The sequence below is a fragment of the Paenibacillus sp. J22P169 genome (assembly GCF_059691995.1).
On the sequence record NZ_JCAUAO010000009.1, the window covers coordinates 26,960 to 44,553 of the forward strand.

16 protein-coding genes are annotated in these 17,594 nt (G+C 45.9%); 1 reads left to right on the forward strand and 15 read right to left on the reverse strand.

Annotation, left to right across the window (positions count from 1 at the left end; genetic code table 11):
- Window positions 1-3: 3 nt before the first annotated feature.
- Genes AC58QG_RS29115 through pdhA form a run of 3 tightly spaced genes read right to left on the reverse strand, consistent with a single transcriptional unit; the run spans window position 4 to window position 3,483 of the window.
- Window positions 4-1,338: a dihydrolipoamide acetyltransferase family protein gene (locus AC58QG_RS29115; protein ID WP_497365574.1), complete on the reverse strand. Its 1,335-nt coding sequence runs from the start codon at window positions 1,336-1,338 to the stop codon at window positions 4-6.
- 34 nt (window positions 1,339-1,372) lie between these two features.
- On the reverse strand, window positions 1,373-2,353 hold the full coding sequence (locus AC58QG_RS29120) for an alpha-ketoacid dehydrogenase subunit beta (protein WP_497365575.1): 981 nt from the start codon (window positions 2,351-2,353) through the stop codon (window positions 1,373-1,375).
- 47 nt (window positions 2,354-2,400) lie between these two features.
- Window positions 2,401-3,483 (reverse strand): pyruvate dehydrogenase (acetyl-transferring) E1 component subunit alpha, encoded by a 1,083-nt coding sequence (gene pdhA / locus AC58QG_RS29125; RefSeq protein ID WP_497365576.1) that lies wholly within the window; start codon window positions 3,481-3,483, stop codon window positions 2,401-2,403.
- Window positions 3,484-3,701: 218 nt separating this feature from the next.
- On the opposite strand from pdhA, the gene AC58QG_RS29130 reads away from it, so the two are divergent.
- Window positions 3,702-4,433, forward strand: coding sequence for an alpha/beta hydrolase (locus AC58QG_RS29130; protein WP_497365577.1), 732 nt, complete (start codon window positions 3,702-3,704; stop codon window positions 4,431-4,433).
- On the opposite strand, the gene AC58QG_RS29135 is transcribed toward AC58QG_RS29130, so the two are convergent.
- The 12 genes from AC58QG_RS29135 to AC58QG_RS29190 form a co-directional block, all read right to left on the reverse strand.
- Window positions 4,425-5,246, reverse strand: coding sequence for a lipoate--protein ligase family protein (locus AC58QG_RS29135; RefSeq protein ID WP_497365578.1), 822 nt, complete (start codon window positions 5,244-5,246; stop codon window positions 4,425-4,427). The genes AC58QG_RS29130 and AC58QG_RS29135 overlap by 9 nt on opposite strands.
- A gap of 74 nt (window positions 5,247-5,320) precedes the next feature.
- The gene (locus AC58QG_RS29140; protein WP_497365579.1) at window positions 5,321-7,141 is read right to left on the reverse strand and encodes a peptidoglycan D,D-transpeptidase FtsI family protein; all 1,821 of its coding nucleotides are present in this window, start codon (window positions 7,139-7,141) and stop codon (window positions 5,321-5,323) included.
- Between the two features lie 139 nt (window positions 7,142-7,280).
- Entirely contained in the window at window positions 7,281-9,458 is a 2,178-nt protein-coding gene (locus AC58QG_RS29145; RefSeq protein ID WP_497365580.1) for a methyl-accepting chemotaxis protein, read from the reverse strand.
- Window positions 9,459-9,757: 299 nt separating this feature from the next.
- Window positions 9,758-11,041: a peptidase U32 family protein gene (locus AC58QG_RS29150; RefSeq protein ID WP_497365581.1), complete on the reverse strand. Its 1,284-nt coding sequence runs from the start codon at window positions 11,039-11,041 to the stop codon at window positions 9,758-9,760.
- Between the two features lie 25 nt (window positions 11,042-11,066).
- Entirely contained in the window at window positions 11,067-11,993 is a 927-nt protein-coding gene (locus AC58QG_RS29155) for a peptidase U32 family protein (RefSeq protein ID WP_497365582.1), read from the reverse strand.
- Between the two features lie 43 nt (window positions 11,994-12,036).
- Window positions 12,037-13,134 (reverse strand): endolytic transglycosylase MltG, encoded by a 1,098-nt coding sequence (mltG, locus tag AC58QG_RS29160; RefSeq protein WP_497365728.1) that lies wholly within the window; start codon window positions 13,132-13,134, stop codon window positions 12,037-12,039.
- Between the two features lie 126 nt (window positions 13,135-13,260).
- Window positions 13,261-13,560 (reverse strand): DUF1292 domain-containing protein, encoded by a 300-nt coding sequence (locus tag AC58QG_RS29165; RefSeq protein WP_497268912.1) that lies wholly within the window; start codon window positions 13,558-13,560, stop codon window positions 13,261-13,263.
- Window positions 13,557-13,865, reverse strand: a complete 309-nt coding sequence (locus AC58QG_RS29170) for a DUF1292 domain-containing protein (RefSeq protein ID WP_056610485.1) — start codon at window positions 13,863-13,865, stop codon at window positions 13,557-13,559. Before AC58QG_RS29170 ends, AC58QG_RS29165 begins: the two co-directional genes overlap by 4 nt.
- Window positions 13,866-13,871: 6 nt before the next feature.
- Window positions 13,872-14,288, reverse strand: coding sequence for a Holliday junction resolvase RuvX (gene ruvX / locus AC58QG_RS29175; RefSeq protein ID WP_497365583.1), 417 nt, complete (start codon window positions 14,286-14,288; stop codon window positions 13,872-13,874).
- Window positions 14,289-14,305: 17 nt separating this feature from the next.
- Window positions 14,306-14,566, reverse strand: coding sequence for an IreB family regulatory phosphoprotein (locus AC58QG_RS29180; RefSeq protein WP_028555746.1), 261 nt, complete (start codon window positions 14,564-14,566; stop codon window positions 14,306-14,308).
- Window positions 14,567-14,675: 109 nt separating this feature from the next.
- Window positions 14,676-17,303: an alanine--tRNA ligase gene (alaS, locus tag AC58QG_RS29185; RefSeq protein ID WP_497365584.1), complete on the reverse strand. Its 2,628-nt coding sequence runs from the start codon at window positions 17,301-17,303 to the stop codon at window positions 14,676-14,678.
- 59 nt (window positions 17,304-17,362) lie between these two features.
- Window positions 17,363-17,566, reverse strand: a complete 204-nt coding sequence (locus AC58QG_RS29190; RefSeq protein ID WP_497365585.1) for a hypothetical protein — start codon at window positions 17,564-17,566, stop codon at window positions 17,363-17,365.
- Window positions 17,567-17,594: the final 28 nt, after the last annotated feature.

Sequence of the window (17,594 nt, forward strand, 5' to 3'; positions counted from 1 at the left end):
GTGTTACACCTCCAAGACAAGAAGCTCTGGATCAGCCAGAAGCTGTTTGATGTAGTTCAAGAAGCTTTGTGCTGTCGCTCCGTCTACGATACGGTGATCGAAACTCAAGGAAAGCGCCATAACGTGTGCGGCAACGATTTGTCCGTTTTTCACAACTGGTTTCTCTGTGATACGGCCTGCACCTAGGATCGCAACTTCAGGGAAGTTGATAACCGGTGTGAAGAACATACCGCCAACGGAACCAATGTTCGTGATGGAGATGGTGCTGCCTTTCAACTCATTCGCCGCCAATTTGCCATCGCGTCCGCGAGTAGCCAAATCTTTGATCGAAGAAGCGATCGACCATACGTTTTTACGGTCAGCATCATGGATAACAGGAACGAGCAAGCCGTTTTCTGTATCTGTTGCGATCCCGATGTTGTAGTATTTTTTGTAGACGATTTCTTGCTTCTCTTCGTCGATCATTGCGTTCATGACCGGGAATTGACGGCAAGCTGCTACCAACGCCTTCACGATGAACGGAAGGTACGTCAATTTCACGCCTTTTTTCTCAGCAAGCGGCTTCGTACGCTCACGAAGAACGACAAGTGCCGACACATCGATCTCATCCATTAATGTCACGTGCGGAGCCGTGTACACGGATTTAACCATCGCGTTCGCGATAATTTTACGGATGCCTTTGAATGGAATCCGTTCTTCAACGCGATCACCAACGACTACCTGCTGTGCTGAAGCTGCAGGTGCAGTTGTTTCAGCTGCTGCTGCTGGAGCAGCTTCTTCTGTTGCTGCCGGAGCGGCTGTGCCAGCTCCTGTAAAGCCTAGCACGTCCTCGCGTGTTACGCGGCCGTGCTTCCCTGTAGGCGTCACCTCTGCGAGTGTGATGCCTTTCTCTCTTGCCAGCTTGCGCACGCTAGGCGTCGCAAGTACTTCACGGCCCGCGCCACCCGTTGGCGGTACCGGTGCTGGAGCAGCGGCTACAGGCGCTGCAGCTACCGCTACTGCTGCTGGAGCAGGCGCAGCTGCAGGTGGTGTTGCTACAGCCACGGCTGGTGCCGCGTGGCTGGAACCGTGATGCATCGAAGCTGCAGGCATCTCGCCTGTCACTTCAATCGTCATCACAAGCTCACCGATGGTGCAGACTTGTCCGTCTTTGACTGCAACGCTGACGATTTTACCTTCAACAGGACAAGGAACCTCAACGACTGCTTTATCATTCTGTACTTCCATAAGAATCGTTTCGTCAGTTACGGTGTCACCCGCTTTAACTAACATTTTCACGATCTCGCCTTCATGTATGCCTTCACCAAGCTCTGGGAACTTGTATTCAAACAATGCCACGTGTACGACCTCCTGTTACCTTCGACTGGGTGAATTAAAATTCAAGTACTTTCTTAATTCCAGCAATAACACTTGCTGGACTTGGCAACCAAGCATCTTCGATTTGTGCGAATGGATAAACCGTATCTGGTGGTGAAACACGCAGAACCGGAGCTTCCAAATGAAGAATTGCTTTCTCGTTAATTTGAGCAATAACCTCTGCAGCTACTCCAGATGTTTTTTGCGCTTCTTGAACGATAATCGCGCGATTCGTTTTCTTGATGGAAGTTACAATTGTATCGATATCCAATGGAAGAAGTGTACGAAGGTCGATAACTTCGACTTTCACGCCTTCTGTTTTTTCGATTTCTTCAGCAGCTTTCATGGATGTATGAACCATGGCGCCGTAAGTAATGATCGTTACATCTGATCCTTCTTTGACAACATTCGCTTTACCAAGCTCGACTGTGTATTCGCCTTCTGGTACTTCACCGCGGAAAGCACGGTATAAGTTCAAATGCTCCATGAAGAATACAGGGTCATTATCGCGAATAGCGGCAATTAGAAGCCCTTTCGCGTCGTAAGGGTTTGAAGGAACAACTACTTTAATCCCTGGCGTTTGAACAAGTAGACCTTCAAGTGCATCTGTATGAAGCTCAGCCGCTTTCACACCGCCACCGAATGGCGTACGGAATACGATTGGGGAGTTATAACGACCACCGGAACGGTAACGCATACGAGCCGCTTGCACGCAAATTTGGTCAAGTGCTTCGTAAATGAAACCTACGAATTGGATCTCAGCGATTGGGCGGAAGCCTTGTACGCCTAAACCAACCGCAAGTCCGCCGATTGCGGACTCAGCAAGAGGCGTATCGAATACGCGCTCTTCGCCGAATTCTTTTTGCAAACCTTCTGTCGCACGGAATACGCCACCAACGTTACCAACGTCTTCACCGAACAAAATAACATTAGGATCTCTTTCTAATTCTACGCGCATCGCGTCTTTTATCGCTTGAATCATTGTCATTTGTGCCATGACTACTCTGTGCCTCCTAAAGTTAAAACTTGTTTCGTACGTTTACTCTATTTATAAGATTCTTTTTGTTCTTCCAAGTGAGATGGAGTTACTTCGAACATGGAGTCGATCAAACCAGCGACTGTCATTTTCTCAGTTTCTTCTGCTTTTTTGATGTGCTCAGCAACAGTAGCTTTCGCTTCTTCTTTCACTGCAGCTTCTTCTTCTTCGCTCCAAAGACCTTTTTTCGTCAAGAACAAACGCATACGTGTAAGCGGATCTCTTGGCTCCCAATCGGACTCTTCGTCTTTGGTACGGTATTTCGTAGTATCATCGGCTAAGGAATGTGGGCGGAAACGGTAAGTCAACGCTTCGATCAATGTAGCGCCTTCGCCTCTGCGTCCTCTTTCAGCAGCTTCCGTAACAGCTTGAACAACAGCTAGAACGTCCATGCCGTCTACTTGCACGCCTTTAATACCCGCAGCAACGGATTTATGTGCAACAGAAAGTGCTCCTGTTTGTTTCGAATAAGGAGTTGTAATCGCGTAACCATTGTTTTGTACAAAATAAATGACAGGCAGCTTGAATGCTCCAGCAAAGTTCATGCCTTCGTAGAAGTCACCTTCAGAGCTTCCGCCGTCACCTGTGTAAGTAATCGCTACACGCGGTTGGTTGCGCTTTTTGAATGCCATAGCTACACCAGTTGCGTGAAGAATTTGCGCGCCGATAATAATTTGCGGCATAAGTACATGTACGTCTTGCGGAATTTGTCCGCCATGCTGATGTCCGCGGGAATACAAGAATGCTTGATAAAGCGGAAGACCGTGCCATACCAATTGCGGCATATCACGGTATCCTGGGCAAATGAAATCATCTTTATTCAAAGCAAATTCGCTGCCAATCATGGATGCTTCTTGACCTGATACAGGTGCATAGAAACCAAGACGGCCTTGACGACCTAGATTAACTGCTCTTTCATCCCATACACGTGTGAATACCATTCTTCTCATTAACTCTTTTAATTGTTCATCGCTAAGCTTAGGCATTTTATCGGGATTTACGACCGTGCCGTCTGGAGCAAGAACCTGCAATGGCTCAACCTTTTCTGTGGTCACTTCATAATTTGCTTGGCTGACAAGTGGCTTACTCATACCATTTCACCTCTTATATGATTTTGGTGCCTACTATCTGGACTTCTGTTATAGTATTATTATAATCCTGTTTTGGTGAATTGTACACCAGCAACGACGGGGTATCTCACCTTTTTTACTGTCAGTGAATAGTACAGTTTAACAAAATATATAATACAGTTTAAAGGGAAACAACAACTGCTATAATACACCTACCCCCATTGAGAAGGAGATCCACGATGCTAGACGACTCCCGTTTGTATAAGCGTACTATTGTAAAAGATGAAGTAACCTCGAGCCTGCTCGGAGAAAATCGTCCCCTGCGGATCTATCTCCCCCCTGGCTATAACGAGCTGCTCTCCTATCCAGTGATTTATTGTCAAGATGGTGAACAGTTCTTCAATTTCGGTCGGATTGCTACAACGCTGACCCGGCTAATCCTAGATGAGGATTTGGAACCTGCCATTGTAGTAGGTGTCGACGTGAATAACACGAATCGAACATCCGAATATGCGCCTGAAGGAGAGCGTCACGATACTTACTGTCAATTCTTCGCTGATGAGCTCCTCCCTTATGTAGAGAGTCGTTATCCGGTCCGAACAGAGCGAGCCGAACGTATCCTTGCAGGAGATTCACTTGGAGGAACAGTTTCCTTGCATCTCGCCTTAGATTATCCTAGCCTTTTTTGCCGAGTTATATCCTTGTCTGGTGCATTTTTCGACATTACACGCGAACGAATCAAGCAAGAGGACGACTTATCCTGGCTAGAGATTTATATGTTGATTGGAACAGATGAAACAGATGTTACTACGGAGCGCGGAACTTTCGATTTCGTCCGAGAAAATAGACTGACGCACACATTTTTGCAAGACAAAAAAGCCACGCTTCACTATATAGAGAAGCCTGGCAAGCATATTTGGGGCTTCTGGCAAGTTGAATTACCAGAGGCGCTGCATTATTTTTTAGGATGAGATGGCATAGCGGTCCTTCATTAGCGTAATCATCTCTTCAATCTGGGATTCGTCGGGATAACCGGCGATTTCCTCAGCTTGAGCAAGCTGTATACCTCGGCTGATCATCACTTGCCGTAACTGCTCAACAAACTGCTCTGCTGTCAACGGAAGGTGCAAACACTCTGCTAAGCTCGACATGCTTTCCTGCACGACTATTGGATAATCGTGCTTTGTTGCTGATACTGCAGCCCTCTCATAAAAACCACGAGCTAATGCAGCCTTCTCCTCGCCGCGGCCCTCAACGATTAAGAAAGCTTGTACGGAAATGGCAAGCTGTTGCCTGCGTTGTGCAATTCCGCAAAATTTACGTCCTCCAATGCTCAGATCGAATTCTCCTGGGCAAAATGAACCAATAATTTCCCCTTGGTCAATACGATCCGTAATGGAAGCCATCACCTCTCGAATCAATTCGACCATAAGATCAAAATCTTTGCGATGCTCCATATCTCCGGCTTCCTTTGGAAGCAGTAAGGAAATATTAACGACTCCCGCATCTAAAGGCACAGCTGCTCCTCCAGAGTTGCGAACGGCTGTATCATAGCCTTGGTTTCGCAGCCATTCGTCTGCTTCCGCAGCGCTGGGCAATCTGCTATCTCTTAGCCCCATGACGAAGGCCCTCGGGTGCCGCCAAATATGTAAGATGGGTGGTGTTGATTGACCAATCGCACGGCATAGGAGCTCTTCTAAGGCAAACGCATATAAAATGGGTTTAGGTTCCGTGTCATTTGAACGGTCAAGAATTCGTAAGGATGAAGGCAGTTGGGTCGCCATAATGTTAGGTCTCCTGAGTTTAGTCTGTATCAACAGCATGGGCAGCCAAATAGGCTTAACCTCCATCATACCTGTTATTTGCTGTTTGACAACCCTTGGCTCGCCAAAATGTCCATGATCCCTTTAAATAAAGGAATCGCCTTATTACTTTCCGTTGGGTCCGTATTTTTTATCACAACGGAAACCGCATACTTAGGACTTTCCACCGGGCCGTAGCCAATAAACCATTGATTCACTTTCTCTTGGTTGCCATTTTGAATCTGGGCTGTCCCTGACTTGCCCGCCAGCTTCCACTTAGCATTTAGCAAGCCTTGACCTGTTCCTTCCGTAACAACCTCCCGCATCCAACTTAGGAGTGTACGACTGGTTGCTGCTGATATTTTGCCATCCTTTGAAGCTAAAGACTTAACAGGAAACGCCTCCATCTCACGCCCCGTTTGATAGCGAATTTCTTGCACAACACGAGGCGAGAAACCCTTCCCGTCATTTATTAAGGTCACGACCATATTCGACGCTTGTAGAGGGGTCATACGGACGTCCCGTTGTCCAATGGCCGTTTGCATCAGAACACCTTCATCATTCTCAGGGGTATGTGCAGCAAATAATTGCCCTGTCTCCTCGGAATCAAATTGTGCAAACACATCCCTCGTATCGGTTTTCCCAGTCCAACCTACTTCATTCAAAACACCTAATTTATTCGCATACTCCTCTAATTGAGAGGGCGATAAACGCTGCATGACGTTGGCAAACACAATATTACACGATTGCGCAAAGCCCTCTTCTAAGGTTAAAGGCCCGTGCCCGTCTTTCCTCCAGCATGTGAAGCCATACTTCCCAAGCGCACCTTCACAATCAAACGTTTCCGTTGGCGTAACTACCTTCTCATCCAACGCAGCTGCTGCTACAATCGTTTTGAAAATCGAACCAGGTGCCGTCGCTTTGAGTGCATAATTACTCCAATTCTTACTAGCAAGATCCACTTGCAATGGATTATAGTTTGGCCGACTAGCCATAGCAATTACATCGCCATGCGATACTTCTTGCACAACTGCCGCACCTTCACGAATGCCCAGCTTATCCATTAAGCCTTCTATTTGCTGCTGTACGCGGCTATCCAAGGTCGTAACTAACTTCACAGGGTAAAAGGAATTATCCGGAGCAATCATCCGTGCGTCCAATCCCGCGAGCGGTCTCTTCCCCGCATCTGTGAAGTATGAAATCGAAGTTTCACCTACACCGCGAAGCCATGCATCGAACGACTTCTCCAAGCCAGCCCCACCAATTTTCGAAGTCAGCGCAACTCTCCCTTTTTCCAGATCCGAGCTGTAGATTTGCATCACACGATCCGGATTTTGTCCAATAAAGCCAACTAGCTGCCGCGCCGTCATGCCAGTGGGATAACGGTCCTCCGTTTCAACAACCTTCACATTGGATAAACCTAACCCATCTATCTCTTTCACTTGTTGCGCGCTTAGGGAGAGTGCCTTCCCCCCATCCTGCGTTCCCCATACTTGAGGCTCTTTCAAATTACGAGCAAAAGCAACCCAACTGTCTTTATTCGTCTGCAAAATACGTGCGAGTTGACTCACTTCCTGCTGATTCATCGCATATTCGCTATTGATTGGGAAGGCGACTAACGCTTTCACAATTTTTCCAGTCAGCGGTTGGAGATTCCGATCTAGAATCTCACCTCGCCCACTTTCTAAAACAAGTGCGCGTTGGCGCTGAATCACAGAATTTTTCACCAAATTGATTCCCCGAGATGAGTAACTTTCCGCTGCAACAATTTGGATCCAGAACAGCTTGCCAAAAATACCAAGAAATAAGAGCAAAATCAAAAAAAGCATCAGAAACATACGCCTTTTTTCCATCGAAGATAATTTACTTTCTCTCATTGTACGAACCCCTTTGAACTTCCAAAATAACCGTCGCTTCTTCCAGTATCGGCATTCTAGCAACACATCAAACCGCTTCTACTCTGCGAAAACACAAAAAAATCCACCCTCCTCATGGAGAGTGGACTCGTCTTCGCTATTATACTTCGAATTTGGATAATGTATCGGTAAGTGATTGAGACAGAAGATCCAGCTTGTCCGACAATTTCACCAATCCATCACTAATGCTTAGCTGTTCGGAGCTTAAGGAAGCAACTTCCTCGGAAGTAGCCAAGGATTCCTCAGCAACTGCACTGACGTTTGTCATTGCATCTGACAGAACTACTTGTGATTGTTCCAGCGTAGAAATGGAGTCACTAACCGTGCTCAACTGAACAATAAAGCCGCCCATATGATTCGTTACTTGTTTGAAAATCGTATCGGCTTCTTTCACCGCCATAATTTGCTCTTGGAAAATTGGTGTTGCTGTTGAAAGCACCTTTACCGTTTCATCGATTTCTCGTTGAATCGTCTCGGTAATTTGTCCTACTACGTCAATCGATTGTTTCGATTGATCAGCTAGCTTACGAATCTCATCTGCTACGACCATGAAGCCTTTGCCAGCTGCGCCAGCACGTGCTGCTTCAATCGTCGCATTCAAGGAGAGGATGTTCGTTTGCTTCGTCATGTTGTTCAGTACATCTAGGATCTTACGGATCGAACGTGTGCTATCTTTCAAGCGATCAACTTTATCAACCATGGAACGAATCATTTCTTCCGTCAGATTCGTTTTGGAAATGAGCTCCGACATATACTTCGTTCCAAGCTCACTGGAAGTTTGTACATCCGCTGCTGCAGTTCCCATCTCAAGGTTGGCCTCGATCACTTGCTTCATTTGAATGCCAATATGGTGAGTTAGCTCATTGCCTTTCTCAGACTCTGTCGCCAAACCGCCTGCACCATTGGAAATCTCATCTGTTGCTACCGCAATTTCTCTTGCCGCTGTAGCAGTCACCTTGGAGGAATTCGTCAATTCTTGCGCTGTTTCAAATACCGCTTGTGCAGACGTACTCGTTTGTTGAACAAGTGTCGTAATCTGCTGCATCATCACATCGAAGCTTGCGCCCAATTGCCCAATTTCATCCTGAGACTTGTAATTGGCACGAACCGTCAGCTTCCCTTTGGCACCTTGCTGCATCAAGTTACGCAGATTAATGAGTGGAGTTCCAATCATTCTAGCTACGATAATACCGATAATAACCGCTGCGATAGCCGCAAACAATGCGATAAGCAGCGTGTAATTGTAAATTTTCTTTGCATCTTTTACAAGTGCGCTGACCGGAATATCACCAACCAAGTTCCAGCCCGACACAGCTGATTTGTAGAAAGCTACCAAGTGATCATCTTTCGTGATGAATGAACCATGTTCTTCTGCAATCTGTTCTTTCGTGAGTTGAACGGATGATTCTTTGCCAACATTACTCATATCTTTGACCGCAATGTTTTTATTCGCCGCATTCGTAATGATGACATTACTGTCATCCCCTAAAGACATGCCGGCTAACTCTTTCGTCAAAATGTCTGTGCTAAGCTCTATGACTAGAACAGCTGTTGACGAATTCGTTAACGTATTGCGCATCAGACGGCTGATCGCAAACGTATTTGAAGAGCTGCTGGAGTAACCTTTGGCTTGACTATCCAGCCATGTTACTTTACCAGCGTTTTCAACAGTTTGTTTAAACCACTCCGTTGTTGCTGAATTCTCAGTCGCTGGAGCGCCGCCAGCTCCTGTAATAACGATCAATTTACCATCCGGACGGTACAAATGAAGCGTTTTAATTGATTTGTTAGAGAAAGTAACTACGTTTAATTTCTCAGTTAATTGACGCGTAACATCCAGTGCTTCATAGGAGGATGCTTCCAATTTTGGAACCTTATCCAGTAGTTCTTGCAACTCTTTATTAAGCATAATCTGCAGCGAAACATCATCAAAAGTTTGATAAAGGAAATCCAACTTCTGTCCTGCTTGTGTCACCGTTTGTAAACTAGATTCAGATACCTTGTTCTTAATAACACTTTTGGAAACTGAATAGGAAATCATCCCTACCGTAAGTACGAAAAACAGAATACTTACAAAAAACATCAGAAATAACTTCATACCAACTGATTTCACTGGATTTTCGAGCTTAATGTTGCTCGGACCTTTGAATGCATATGTACCATTCGGTGAAGCTGAGCCACCATTCGTAGTCTCAACAGTTCGACCCCTTCGAACTTGACCAGTTGCTTGAACTACTTTGTTTAAAATAGCGCGGATACCTTGAAGTTTTTTTGTCATTTCGTTCACCACCATTAGTTTCTAATTACCCTTTTTCTTCTTTCAGCCAAAATGAAAAGGTTTACATGCGTAGTCATAAAATAATTTCGACATGTATTTCCAATATCCTCTATAAAACGATCCAAAAGTATGAGAAAACTTTTATTGCGTCTACTCGTGGATGGGCGACCGCTTATAGAGGTAATTTTCATCGTCAATGAGACAACTGTCGACAAAAACCAACAAACTTTTCAATTTCATGCGAATAAAAAAGGAAGCTTTCTCCAATATAACCCACACTGGAGAAAGCTTCCATGGTACTATTTTCCTGTTTTCTTCCGCATCATATCCCATTTTCTTACAGGTTTCTCGGTTTTTAGTTGAACCAATTGTAAAGGATGTCTTGCTGCCGTTAATTCTTGACCCGCTTCATCTTGAATAACGCCAACTGTTTGCTTAAAATGCGTGCCATCAGGTCCAAAGAATTCAATCTGTTGGCCGGGCTTGAAATGATTCCGTTGCTGAATAAGAGCAACTCCGGTTTCTGAGTTGTAGTCCATGACCAAGCCTACAAAATCGAAGCCGATAACCTTATCTTCCGGTTCAAAAATATGATCCTCATGACCAGGTGCTTCATAAAAGAATCCATCATTCAATGGTCGATTCGCTGCTTTGTGGATTTCATCCTGCCATAGAGGATTGAGCTCGAAATGCTCTGGGTCCTCGAAATAGGCATCAATCGCCTGACGATATGCGTTCACGACCGTAGCCACATAATGAATACTCTTCATTCGGCCTTCGATTTTAAAGCTGTCTACACCCGATTCGATCATATCCGCAATATGGTCAATCATGCTCAAATCTTTGGACCCCATGGTAAATGCATCGTCATCCTCAGCAAACATAGGGAAATCGGTCGCCAAAGGGGCATCCAGCGGCTGATCCTTGGTGAATAGATCATATTTCCAACGGCACGATTGCGAGCAGCCACCGCGGTTCGAATCGCGATCCGTAAAGTGATTGGATAAGACACACCGTCCTGAGTAAGAACTGCACATGGCCCCATGAATAAAGGCCTCAATTTCGACTTCCACATGCGCCTTAATTTCATCGATTTCCTGCATGCTGACCTCACGCGCCAATACGACACGCTCGATGCCTTGATCTTTCCAGAACTGAACCGTTTGCCAGTTCATCACCGACTGCTGCGTGCTTACATGGACTTCCAATTCAGGAGCAACGCGTCTGCACGTTTCCATGATGATGGGATCCGCAGCGATGATCGCCGAAATTCCAACCTCCTGCAGACCTCGTAAGTACTCGTCTAATCCTTCAATATCTTCATTATGTGCGTAGATGTTCGTTGCTACGAATACCTTAGCGCCATATCGCTTTGCAAATTCGACCCCTTCGCGCATTTCCTCTTTGGAGAAATTATCCGCGTTAGAGCGTAAACCATACTTCTGTCCACCAATATATACGGCATCTGCGCCATAATGGATCGCAAATTTCAGCTTCTCTAAGTTACCAGCTGGAGCTAGCAGCTCCGGCTTATCAAGTCTTACACGCTTACCCCTGGCTCGTGCTTCTACGGCTGTCGTCATCTGGGAGAGCACCTTCTTTCTTTACTCAATATACCTGTTCTTTATAGAAAAACCCGAAACTCAACTCGCGCTCAGGATCCTGAAGCTCCACAATCGCATCCAGCCATTCTTGCTGAAACTCATAGCCTTCAGGATTCGCAAGATAAGCATCAATCGCGGCGCGATAGCTTTTTACGACCGTTTCATTGTACTGTGAGGATTTGAGCAAGCCTTCAATTTTCAAACTGTCGATATTCCCATCAATGAGCTCTGGCAAATTTTCCAGCATACAGAAATCTTCGGAGCTCATAATGTGTGTACCATTGCGGTCCTCATAAACGGGATATCGTTGATCGCGACGCTCGTGCTCGATAAGGAATAATCCCCGCTCCTTCGAACGGTCCTCTTCCACCTTATTCCCTTGATGTGCCATATAATTTTTGACCAGCTCGCGCTTGGAGTGGTAAATATTCGTAATCCCATGAACTTGTACTTCTACAGCAATCTCTGACTTCGTTTTAAAATCAAGCACCTGCTCCATGTTCAGTTCTCTCGCAAGTACTACTCGTACTGCACCTTGCTTCCCCCAATAATTCGCTGTGGCATAATTCGTAGAGGTCATCTCAGCATTCCAATGCAGCGGCAATGGTTCAGGTAACTGGCGCACCGTCATGACAACAGCAGGATCTCCAAAAATAATAGCATCTACCCCATGTGACTGTAGGGAGGCTAAGTATTCTTTTAACCCTTCAAGCGTTTGATTATCTAAAATATTGTTGACCGCCACATAGACTTTCGCATTACGTTCATGTGCCCATGTGACCGCTTCTCCGATCTCGTTCAGCATCACTTCGCCTGGGAGCCTAAGCCCGTAGCGATCTTCCCCTATAATAACGGCATCTGCACCTGCAAGTATCATTTGTTTCAACTCAGCAATAGAACTGCAGCTGATGACTAATTCTGGTCTTTTCACGTCATGCTTACCTACCTTCTGTCAGCTTAATTCGCACGTCCTTCTAATTCGTGGCCTTCTTACTATTGGCAATATTCTTCTTGTGTTCTTCAAAGGTTTCCGCAAACAAATGACCCATGGTTCCATCCTTCTTGGTCACATAGAAGACATACTTCGTTTCTTCCGGATAGATCGCCGCCTTAATGGAGGCTAGACTAGGACTCGCGATTGGACCTGGAGGCAATCCTGTATTCAAATACGTATTGTAAGGACTTTGTATTTGAAGGTCCTTTTCCAATAATCGCTCCTTCGACTTATCGAATAAATACTGGACTGTCGCATCGATTTGAAGCGGCATGTTCATTTTCAATCGGTTCACAATGACTCCAGAAACGAGTGCACGTTCCGTATCGACAACAACCTCCCGTTCGATCAACGAAGCAATTGTCAGCATTTGATGAATGGTGAGATTACGCGCTTTTAACTTGTCCTTCCAATCAGGTGGAAGTGTCGCAAGTTTCTTGTCTAGTTGATCTAAAGAACGCTCGACGAATTCCTTCTCCGTAGAGCCTTTCTTGAATTCATAGGTTTCAGGGAAGATATACCCCTCTAATCGATGTCTTAAATTTTTGCTGTCCGGAATCGACGCTGTTGTCTCCTCTTTAAAGCCCGCAGGATCATCGACAAGCCCCAGAAACGTTTCTTTCTTCCACGTGCTCTGTTCGCCCACTTTAGCGGCAATCTGGTCGATTGTAAAGCCTTCAGGAATCGTGATACGAACCATTTCTTCCTTCACGACATCTCCCTTGTTCAGCTTATCAATCATTTCTACAAATGTCATACCTGGCTTCATCGCGTATTCGCCAGCTTGAAATTTGGAGCCCTGCTTTTTCCATTTTAAATAATACGTGAAAATAGATGAATTCTTAATGAGTCCCTTGGTTTTCAATTCCTCTGCGATCTGTATCGAACTGGAGCCTTGCGGAATGGATACGCGGACCTCCTGATCCGAGGCCTCGACTGGTTGCAGCGCACTCGCTACAAACAAGCCAATGCCACCTGCTGTGCCGAGAACAAGCAATATAACAATACTAAAGCTAAGCAATATCCATTTCAGCACTCCACGCTTAGGCTTCTGTGATTCTTCTAGTTCATCATCCATATTCACAACGCTTCGATTCCTCCTAAGAATGTCAATCGTCAAGCCTTTGGCTGTAGGTTACCTTAGTATCATTAACCATATGCACAACAAAACCGAGCGGATAATCTCCGCTCGGTTATCTTCTTCTTACAAGTCGTCCTGCTCAGGAAAAACCATCTCGTCATATAACTCCGAAACCGTTTCCCACTCATCGTCATCGTCAATGGTAACTAGTTCGTATTCACCGTCATCATTCGAGATGACACGAAAAAGGGCAACTTCCTCTTCCTTCTTCAGTGCATCGGATTGCATAACGGCATACGTTTGGTTCTCATAGACGAATTCTTTCAGAAGATGATACACCGTCGACTCACTTTGGTCGTCAGACAACAGGATATCATCCCCGTAAGTTTTGCGCAATACATCAGAAGGTGTTGTCAAACTCATGCTTCTTCTTCCTCATCGAACTCCGCCATTAAGGTGTTGAACGTTTCTTCCACAATGTTCCACTCTTCTTCATCATCAATGGTGAAAAGCTTCAAGTCCTCGCCGTCGTCGTCTTCTTCATAACGGAAAGCATACACTTCGTCGGATTCTTCGTCTCCACCGTCTGTAGGCACGACCATCATATATTTCTTATCTGAACCGTCCACTTCGAATTTCATGATAACCTCGAACTCTTCTTCGTTGCCTTCATCGTCCGGGATGTAAATGATTTCTGGTTCTTCTTCACGCAATTCTTCTTTGGACATGTTCATTCACCTCTTCATATTGGCATCCATATACCCTTGTAGAATAAGCTGTGCGGCCATCTTATCAATGACTAGCTTCCGTTTCTTCCGGCTTACATCTGCTTCAAGAAGCGTCCGTGTGGCGGCTACGGTTGTTAATCGCTCATCCCATAGGTGTACTGGTACACTGATCTTTTGTTTTAATTCTTCTGAAAAAGCAATCGCAATCTCGCCGCGAGGCCCAATCGTATTGTTCATATTCTTAGGCAACCCGACAACAACTTGCGATACGCCATATTCATTAACAATCTGGATAAGCCGTTCAAAGTCTTCTCCCGGCTTATTACGGCGAATGACTTCAAGTCCTTGAGCCGTCCATCCGAGCTCATCGCTTAATGCGACACCGATGGTTTTATCCCCATAATCCAAGCCCATCCATCTCATGCTGGTTCTCTTTTCTTCTATTTGTGTTGGCCCAGATAAGCACGAACTAATTCTTCAATCAGTTCATCCCGTTCCCGTTTACGAATGAGGCTTCTCGCATTATTATGACGCGGAATGTAGGCAGGATCCCCCGAAAGCAAGTAACCAACAATTTGGTTAATCGGATTATACCCTTTTTCCTGAAGAGCATCATACACCGCCAGCAACACATCCTTCGGCGAAGTCTCGATCTCTTCCGCCTTCACATTGAACTTCATTGTTTTGTCCATGGAACTCATCAGGAGCACCCCACTTCCTTGTGACCTTGTAAAATATTTGAAAAAACTTACGTTATACATGTGATATATTCTCTATGGTTTTAAAAATTCCTGTCCATTAGAAAAATAATTATACGAATTGGGAAAGGAGCCCCTCGACACTAGCTAATGCTGCCTGCAATTTGGATGCATCCTTGCCGCCAGCCTGTGCCATATCCGGACGACCGCCACCGCTTCCGCCAACCGCCTGTGCGACTTCTTTAATAATTTTACCCGCATGGAAGCCTTTAGAAACGAGATCAGGTGTTACAGCAGCTACCAGATTGACTTTATCTTCTGTAGCAGCGCCAAGAACGATGACAGCCGAACCTAGCTTCCCTTTCATCTCATCAACGATGTTACGAAGAGAATCCATATCCGCAGCATTGACTTGCGCAGCCAGAACAGAAACACCTGCTGCTTGTTTCACTTGATCCGTGAGCGAACCTGCTTCAATACGACCGAGCTTACCACGAAGCGATTCATTCTCACGCGCCAGTTCTTTCATTTGCTGTAAGGTAGCATCAACACGTTTAGGAACATCCGTGATGTTCGACTTCAGCAAGCCAGCCGCTTCTTTCAACAATTGCAGTTGACCATCTAAATACTCATACGCGCTGCGTCCAGAAACAGCTTCAATACGACGTACGCCGGAGCCAATCCCCGACTCACTTACGATTTTGAACAAACCGATTTGGCTTGTATTTTGAACGTGACAGCCACCACAAAGCTCTAACGAATAGTCCCCGACTTGTACAACGCGAACGATATCGCCGTACTTCTCACCGAACAACGCCATTGCGCCCATTGCTTTCGCATCCGCGATCGCTTTGAGGGAAATATCCACATTCGTGCTATTCCAAATTTGTTGATTCACACGTTGTTCCACATCTTGCAGCTCTTCACTTGTGATGGAGCCGAAATGGGAGAAGTCAAAACGCAAGCGATCTGGCTCAACAAGTGAACCCGCTTGATTTACATGCGTCCCCAGCACTTCCTTAAGTGCTTTGTGCAGCAAGTGTGTTGCCGTATGGTTCTTAATAATGTCGGTACGTGGTGCAGAAGCTACCGTTGCCACAACGGCCTCACCTTGACGCAGCACACCCGACTCTACGATGACTTTGTGTACATGCTGACCATGTGGAGCTTTCATCACATCAACAACTTGCAAAGTTACCTGCTCGTTGCGAATTGTGCCATGATCGCTAACTTGACCACCGCTCTCTGCATAGAAAGGCGTACGATCTAGAACGACTTGGCAAGTCTCACCAACACCAACAAGCTCCACGAGCTCATTCTCGTGCACGATAGCTGTGATATTAGCAGTAACTACCAATTCATTATATCCAACAAATTCGCTTTTAATCGTTAATTCCGACAGCGGTCCGCCTTGAACCTTCATGCCGCCCTCTTTGTTACTTGCTGCGCGTGCACGATCACGCTGCTCTTGCATCGAAGCATCGAAACCTGCACGATCCACAGTCAGCCCTTTCTCTGACGCGAAGTCCTCCGTCAAATCGAAAGGGAAGCCATACGTATCATAAAGCTTGAATGCATCAGGTCCGCTGATTTGATTCGTGCCGGCTTGCTGGGTTTTCTGTACCATTTCGGCAAGAATGATCAAGCCATCGCTTAGCGTCTCATGGAAACGCTCTTCTTCGGTACGGATTACCTTCTCAATGAACTCGCGTTTATCGACGACCTCAGGATAATAAACCCCCATGATGTCTCCAACCGTTGGCACTAGCTTGAACAAGAACGGTTTATCTAAGCCTAGCACTTTCCCATAGCGTACTGCGCGACGAAGCAAACGGCGAATGATATAACCGCGACCTTCATTGGAAGGAAGAACGCCATCACCTACTGAGAATGCAACGGTACGGATATGGTCAGCAATCACTTTAAGCGCAACATCGTGCTCTTCATTAACGTGATAAGCAACACCTGTTAGCTCGCACGTTTTCTCAATAATCGGCAAGAACAGGTCCGTGTCGAAGTTGGAATCCACATCTTGCAGAATGGAAGCAAAACGCTCCAAGCCTGCGCCCGTATCAATGTTCTTATTCGGAAGAGGCGTGTAGCTGCCGTCAGAATTATGGTTGAATTGTGTGAACACCAAGTTCCACACTTCGAGGAAGCGCTCATTCTCTCCGCCTGGCCAGCACTCCGGATCAGACAAATCACCGTATTTGTCGCCGCGATCGTAGAAAATTTCTGTACAAGGACCGCATGGGCCTTCACCAATATCCCAGAAGTTATCTTCTTTGAGCTTATAAATACGTTCCTCTGGAATGCCGATTTGCTTATTCCAGATTTCGAAAGCTTCCTCGTCATCTTCATGTACCGTAACCGAGATCCGATTCGGATCAAAGCCAATCCATTGCGGATCCGTTAGGAACTCCCATGCCCAAGGAATAACTTCCTTTTTGAAATAATCGCCGATCGAGAAGTTCCCTAGCATTTCAAAAAATGTATGGTGACGACGTGTTTTACCTACGTTTTCAATATCATTTGTACGGATACATTTCTGAGCATTCGTAATCCGCGGATTCTCAGGAATTTCACGTCCATCCAAGTAAGGCTTCAACGGAGCAATACCGGCATTAATCCACAGTAAGGATGGATCGTTATGCGGAACTAATGATGAGCTCGGCTCGACCTTATGCCCTTTACTTGCGAAAAATTGTAACCATTTCGAACGAATTTCACTTGCTTTCATCGAAGTCAAGCCTCCATATTTAGGATAAGTTTACAAACAAACAAAAAACGCCCCTGCAGCTAACAGGGACGAATCATCGCGGTACCACCCTGGTTATTGTATCCGTGCTCCCACTGCCTTAGAGGCATAGGGCGAATCCAATCTCCTTGTGCGGATTTGTAACGGGTCCAACCGGTGGAGTTCATCCACACTCCGAAACGAGCTTTGGGCCATCCTAACACCGAAAGGTTCTTCCAGCCGATCTTCGCAGCTATCACTGCCAAGCGGAACCTTCTCTCTGACGATGGGCTA

Excerpts from the sequence above, each read along its gene's own strand:
- AC58QG_RS29120 (WP_497365575.1), bottom strand. The coding sequence starts at position 2,353 with ATGGCACAAATGACAATGATTCAAGCGATAAAAGACGCGATGCGCGTA.
- pdhA (WP_497365576.1), bottom strand. The coding sequence starts at position 3,483 with ATGAGTAAGCCACTTGTCAGCCAAGCAAATTATGAAGTGACCACAGAA.
- AC58QG_RS29130 (WP_497365577.1), top strand. The coding sequence starts at position 3,702 with ATGCTAGACGACTCCCGTTTGTATAAGCGTACTATTGTAAAAGATGAA.
- AC58QG_RS29135 (WP_497365578.1), bottom strand. The coding sequence starts at position 5,246 with ATGGCGACCCAACTGCCTTCATCCTTACGAATTCTTGACCGTTCAAAT.
- AC58QG_RS29140 (WP_497365579.1), bottom strand. The coding sequence starts at position 7,141 with ATGAGAGAAAGTAAATTATCTTCGATGGAAAAAAGGCGTATGTTTCTG.
- AC58QG_RS29145 (WP_497365580.1), bottom strand. The coding sequence starts at position 9,458 with ATGACAAAAAAACTTCAAGGTATCCGCGCTATTTTAAACAAAGTAGTT.
- AC58QG_RS29150 (WP_497365581.1), bottom strand. The coding sequence starts at position 11,041 with ATGACGACAGCCGTAGAAGCACGAGCCAGGGGTAAGCGTGTAAGACTT.
- mltG (WP_497365728.1), bottom strand. The coding sequence starts at position 13,134 with ATGGATGATGAACTAGAAGAATCACAGAAGCCTAAGCGTGGAGTGCTG.
- AC58QG_RS29165 (WP_497268912.1), bottom strand. The coding sequence starts at position 13,560 with ATGAGTTTGACAACACCTTCTGATGTATTGCGCAAAACTTACGGGGAT.
- AC58QG_RS29170 (WP_056610485.1), bottom strand. The coding sequence starts at position 13,865 with ATGTCCAAAGAAGAATTGCGTGAAGAAGAACCAGAAATCATTTACATC.
- ruvX (WP_497365583.1), bottom strand. The coding sequence starts at position 14,288 with ATGAGATGGATGGGCTTGGATTATGGGGATAAAACCATCGGTGTCGCA.
- AC58QG_RS29180 (WP_028555746.1), bottom strand. The coding sequence starts at position 14,566 with ATGAGTTCCATGGACAAAACAATGAAGTTCAATGTGAAGGCGGAAGAG.
- alaS (WP_497365584.1), bottom strand. The coding sequence starts at position 17,303 with ATGAAAGCAAGTGAAATTCGTTCGAAATGGTTACAATTTTTCGCAAGT.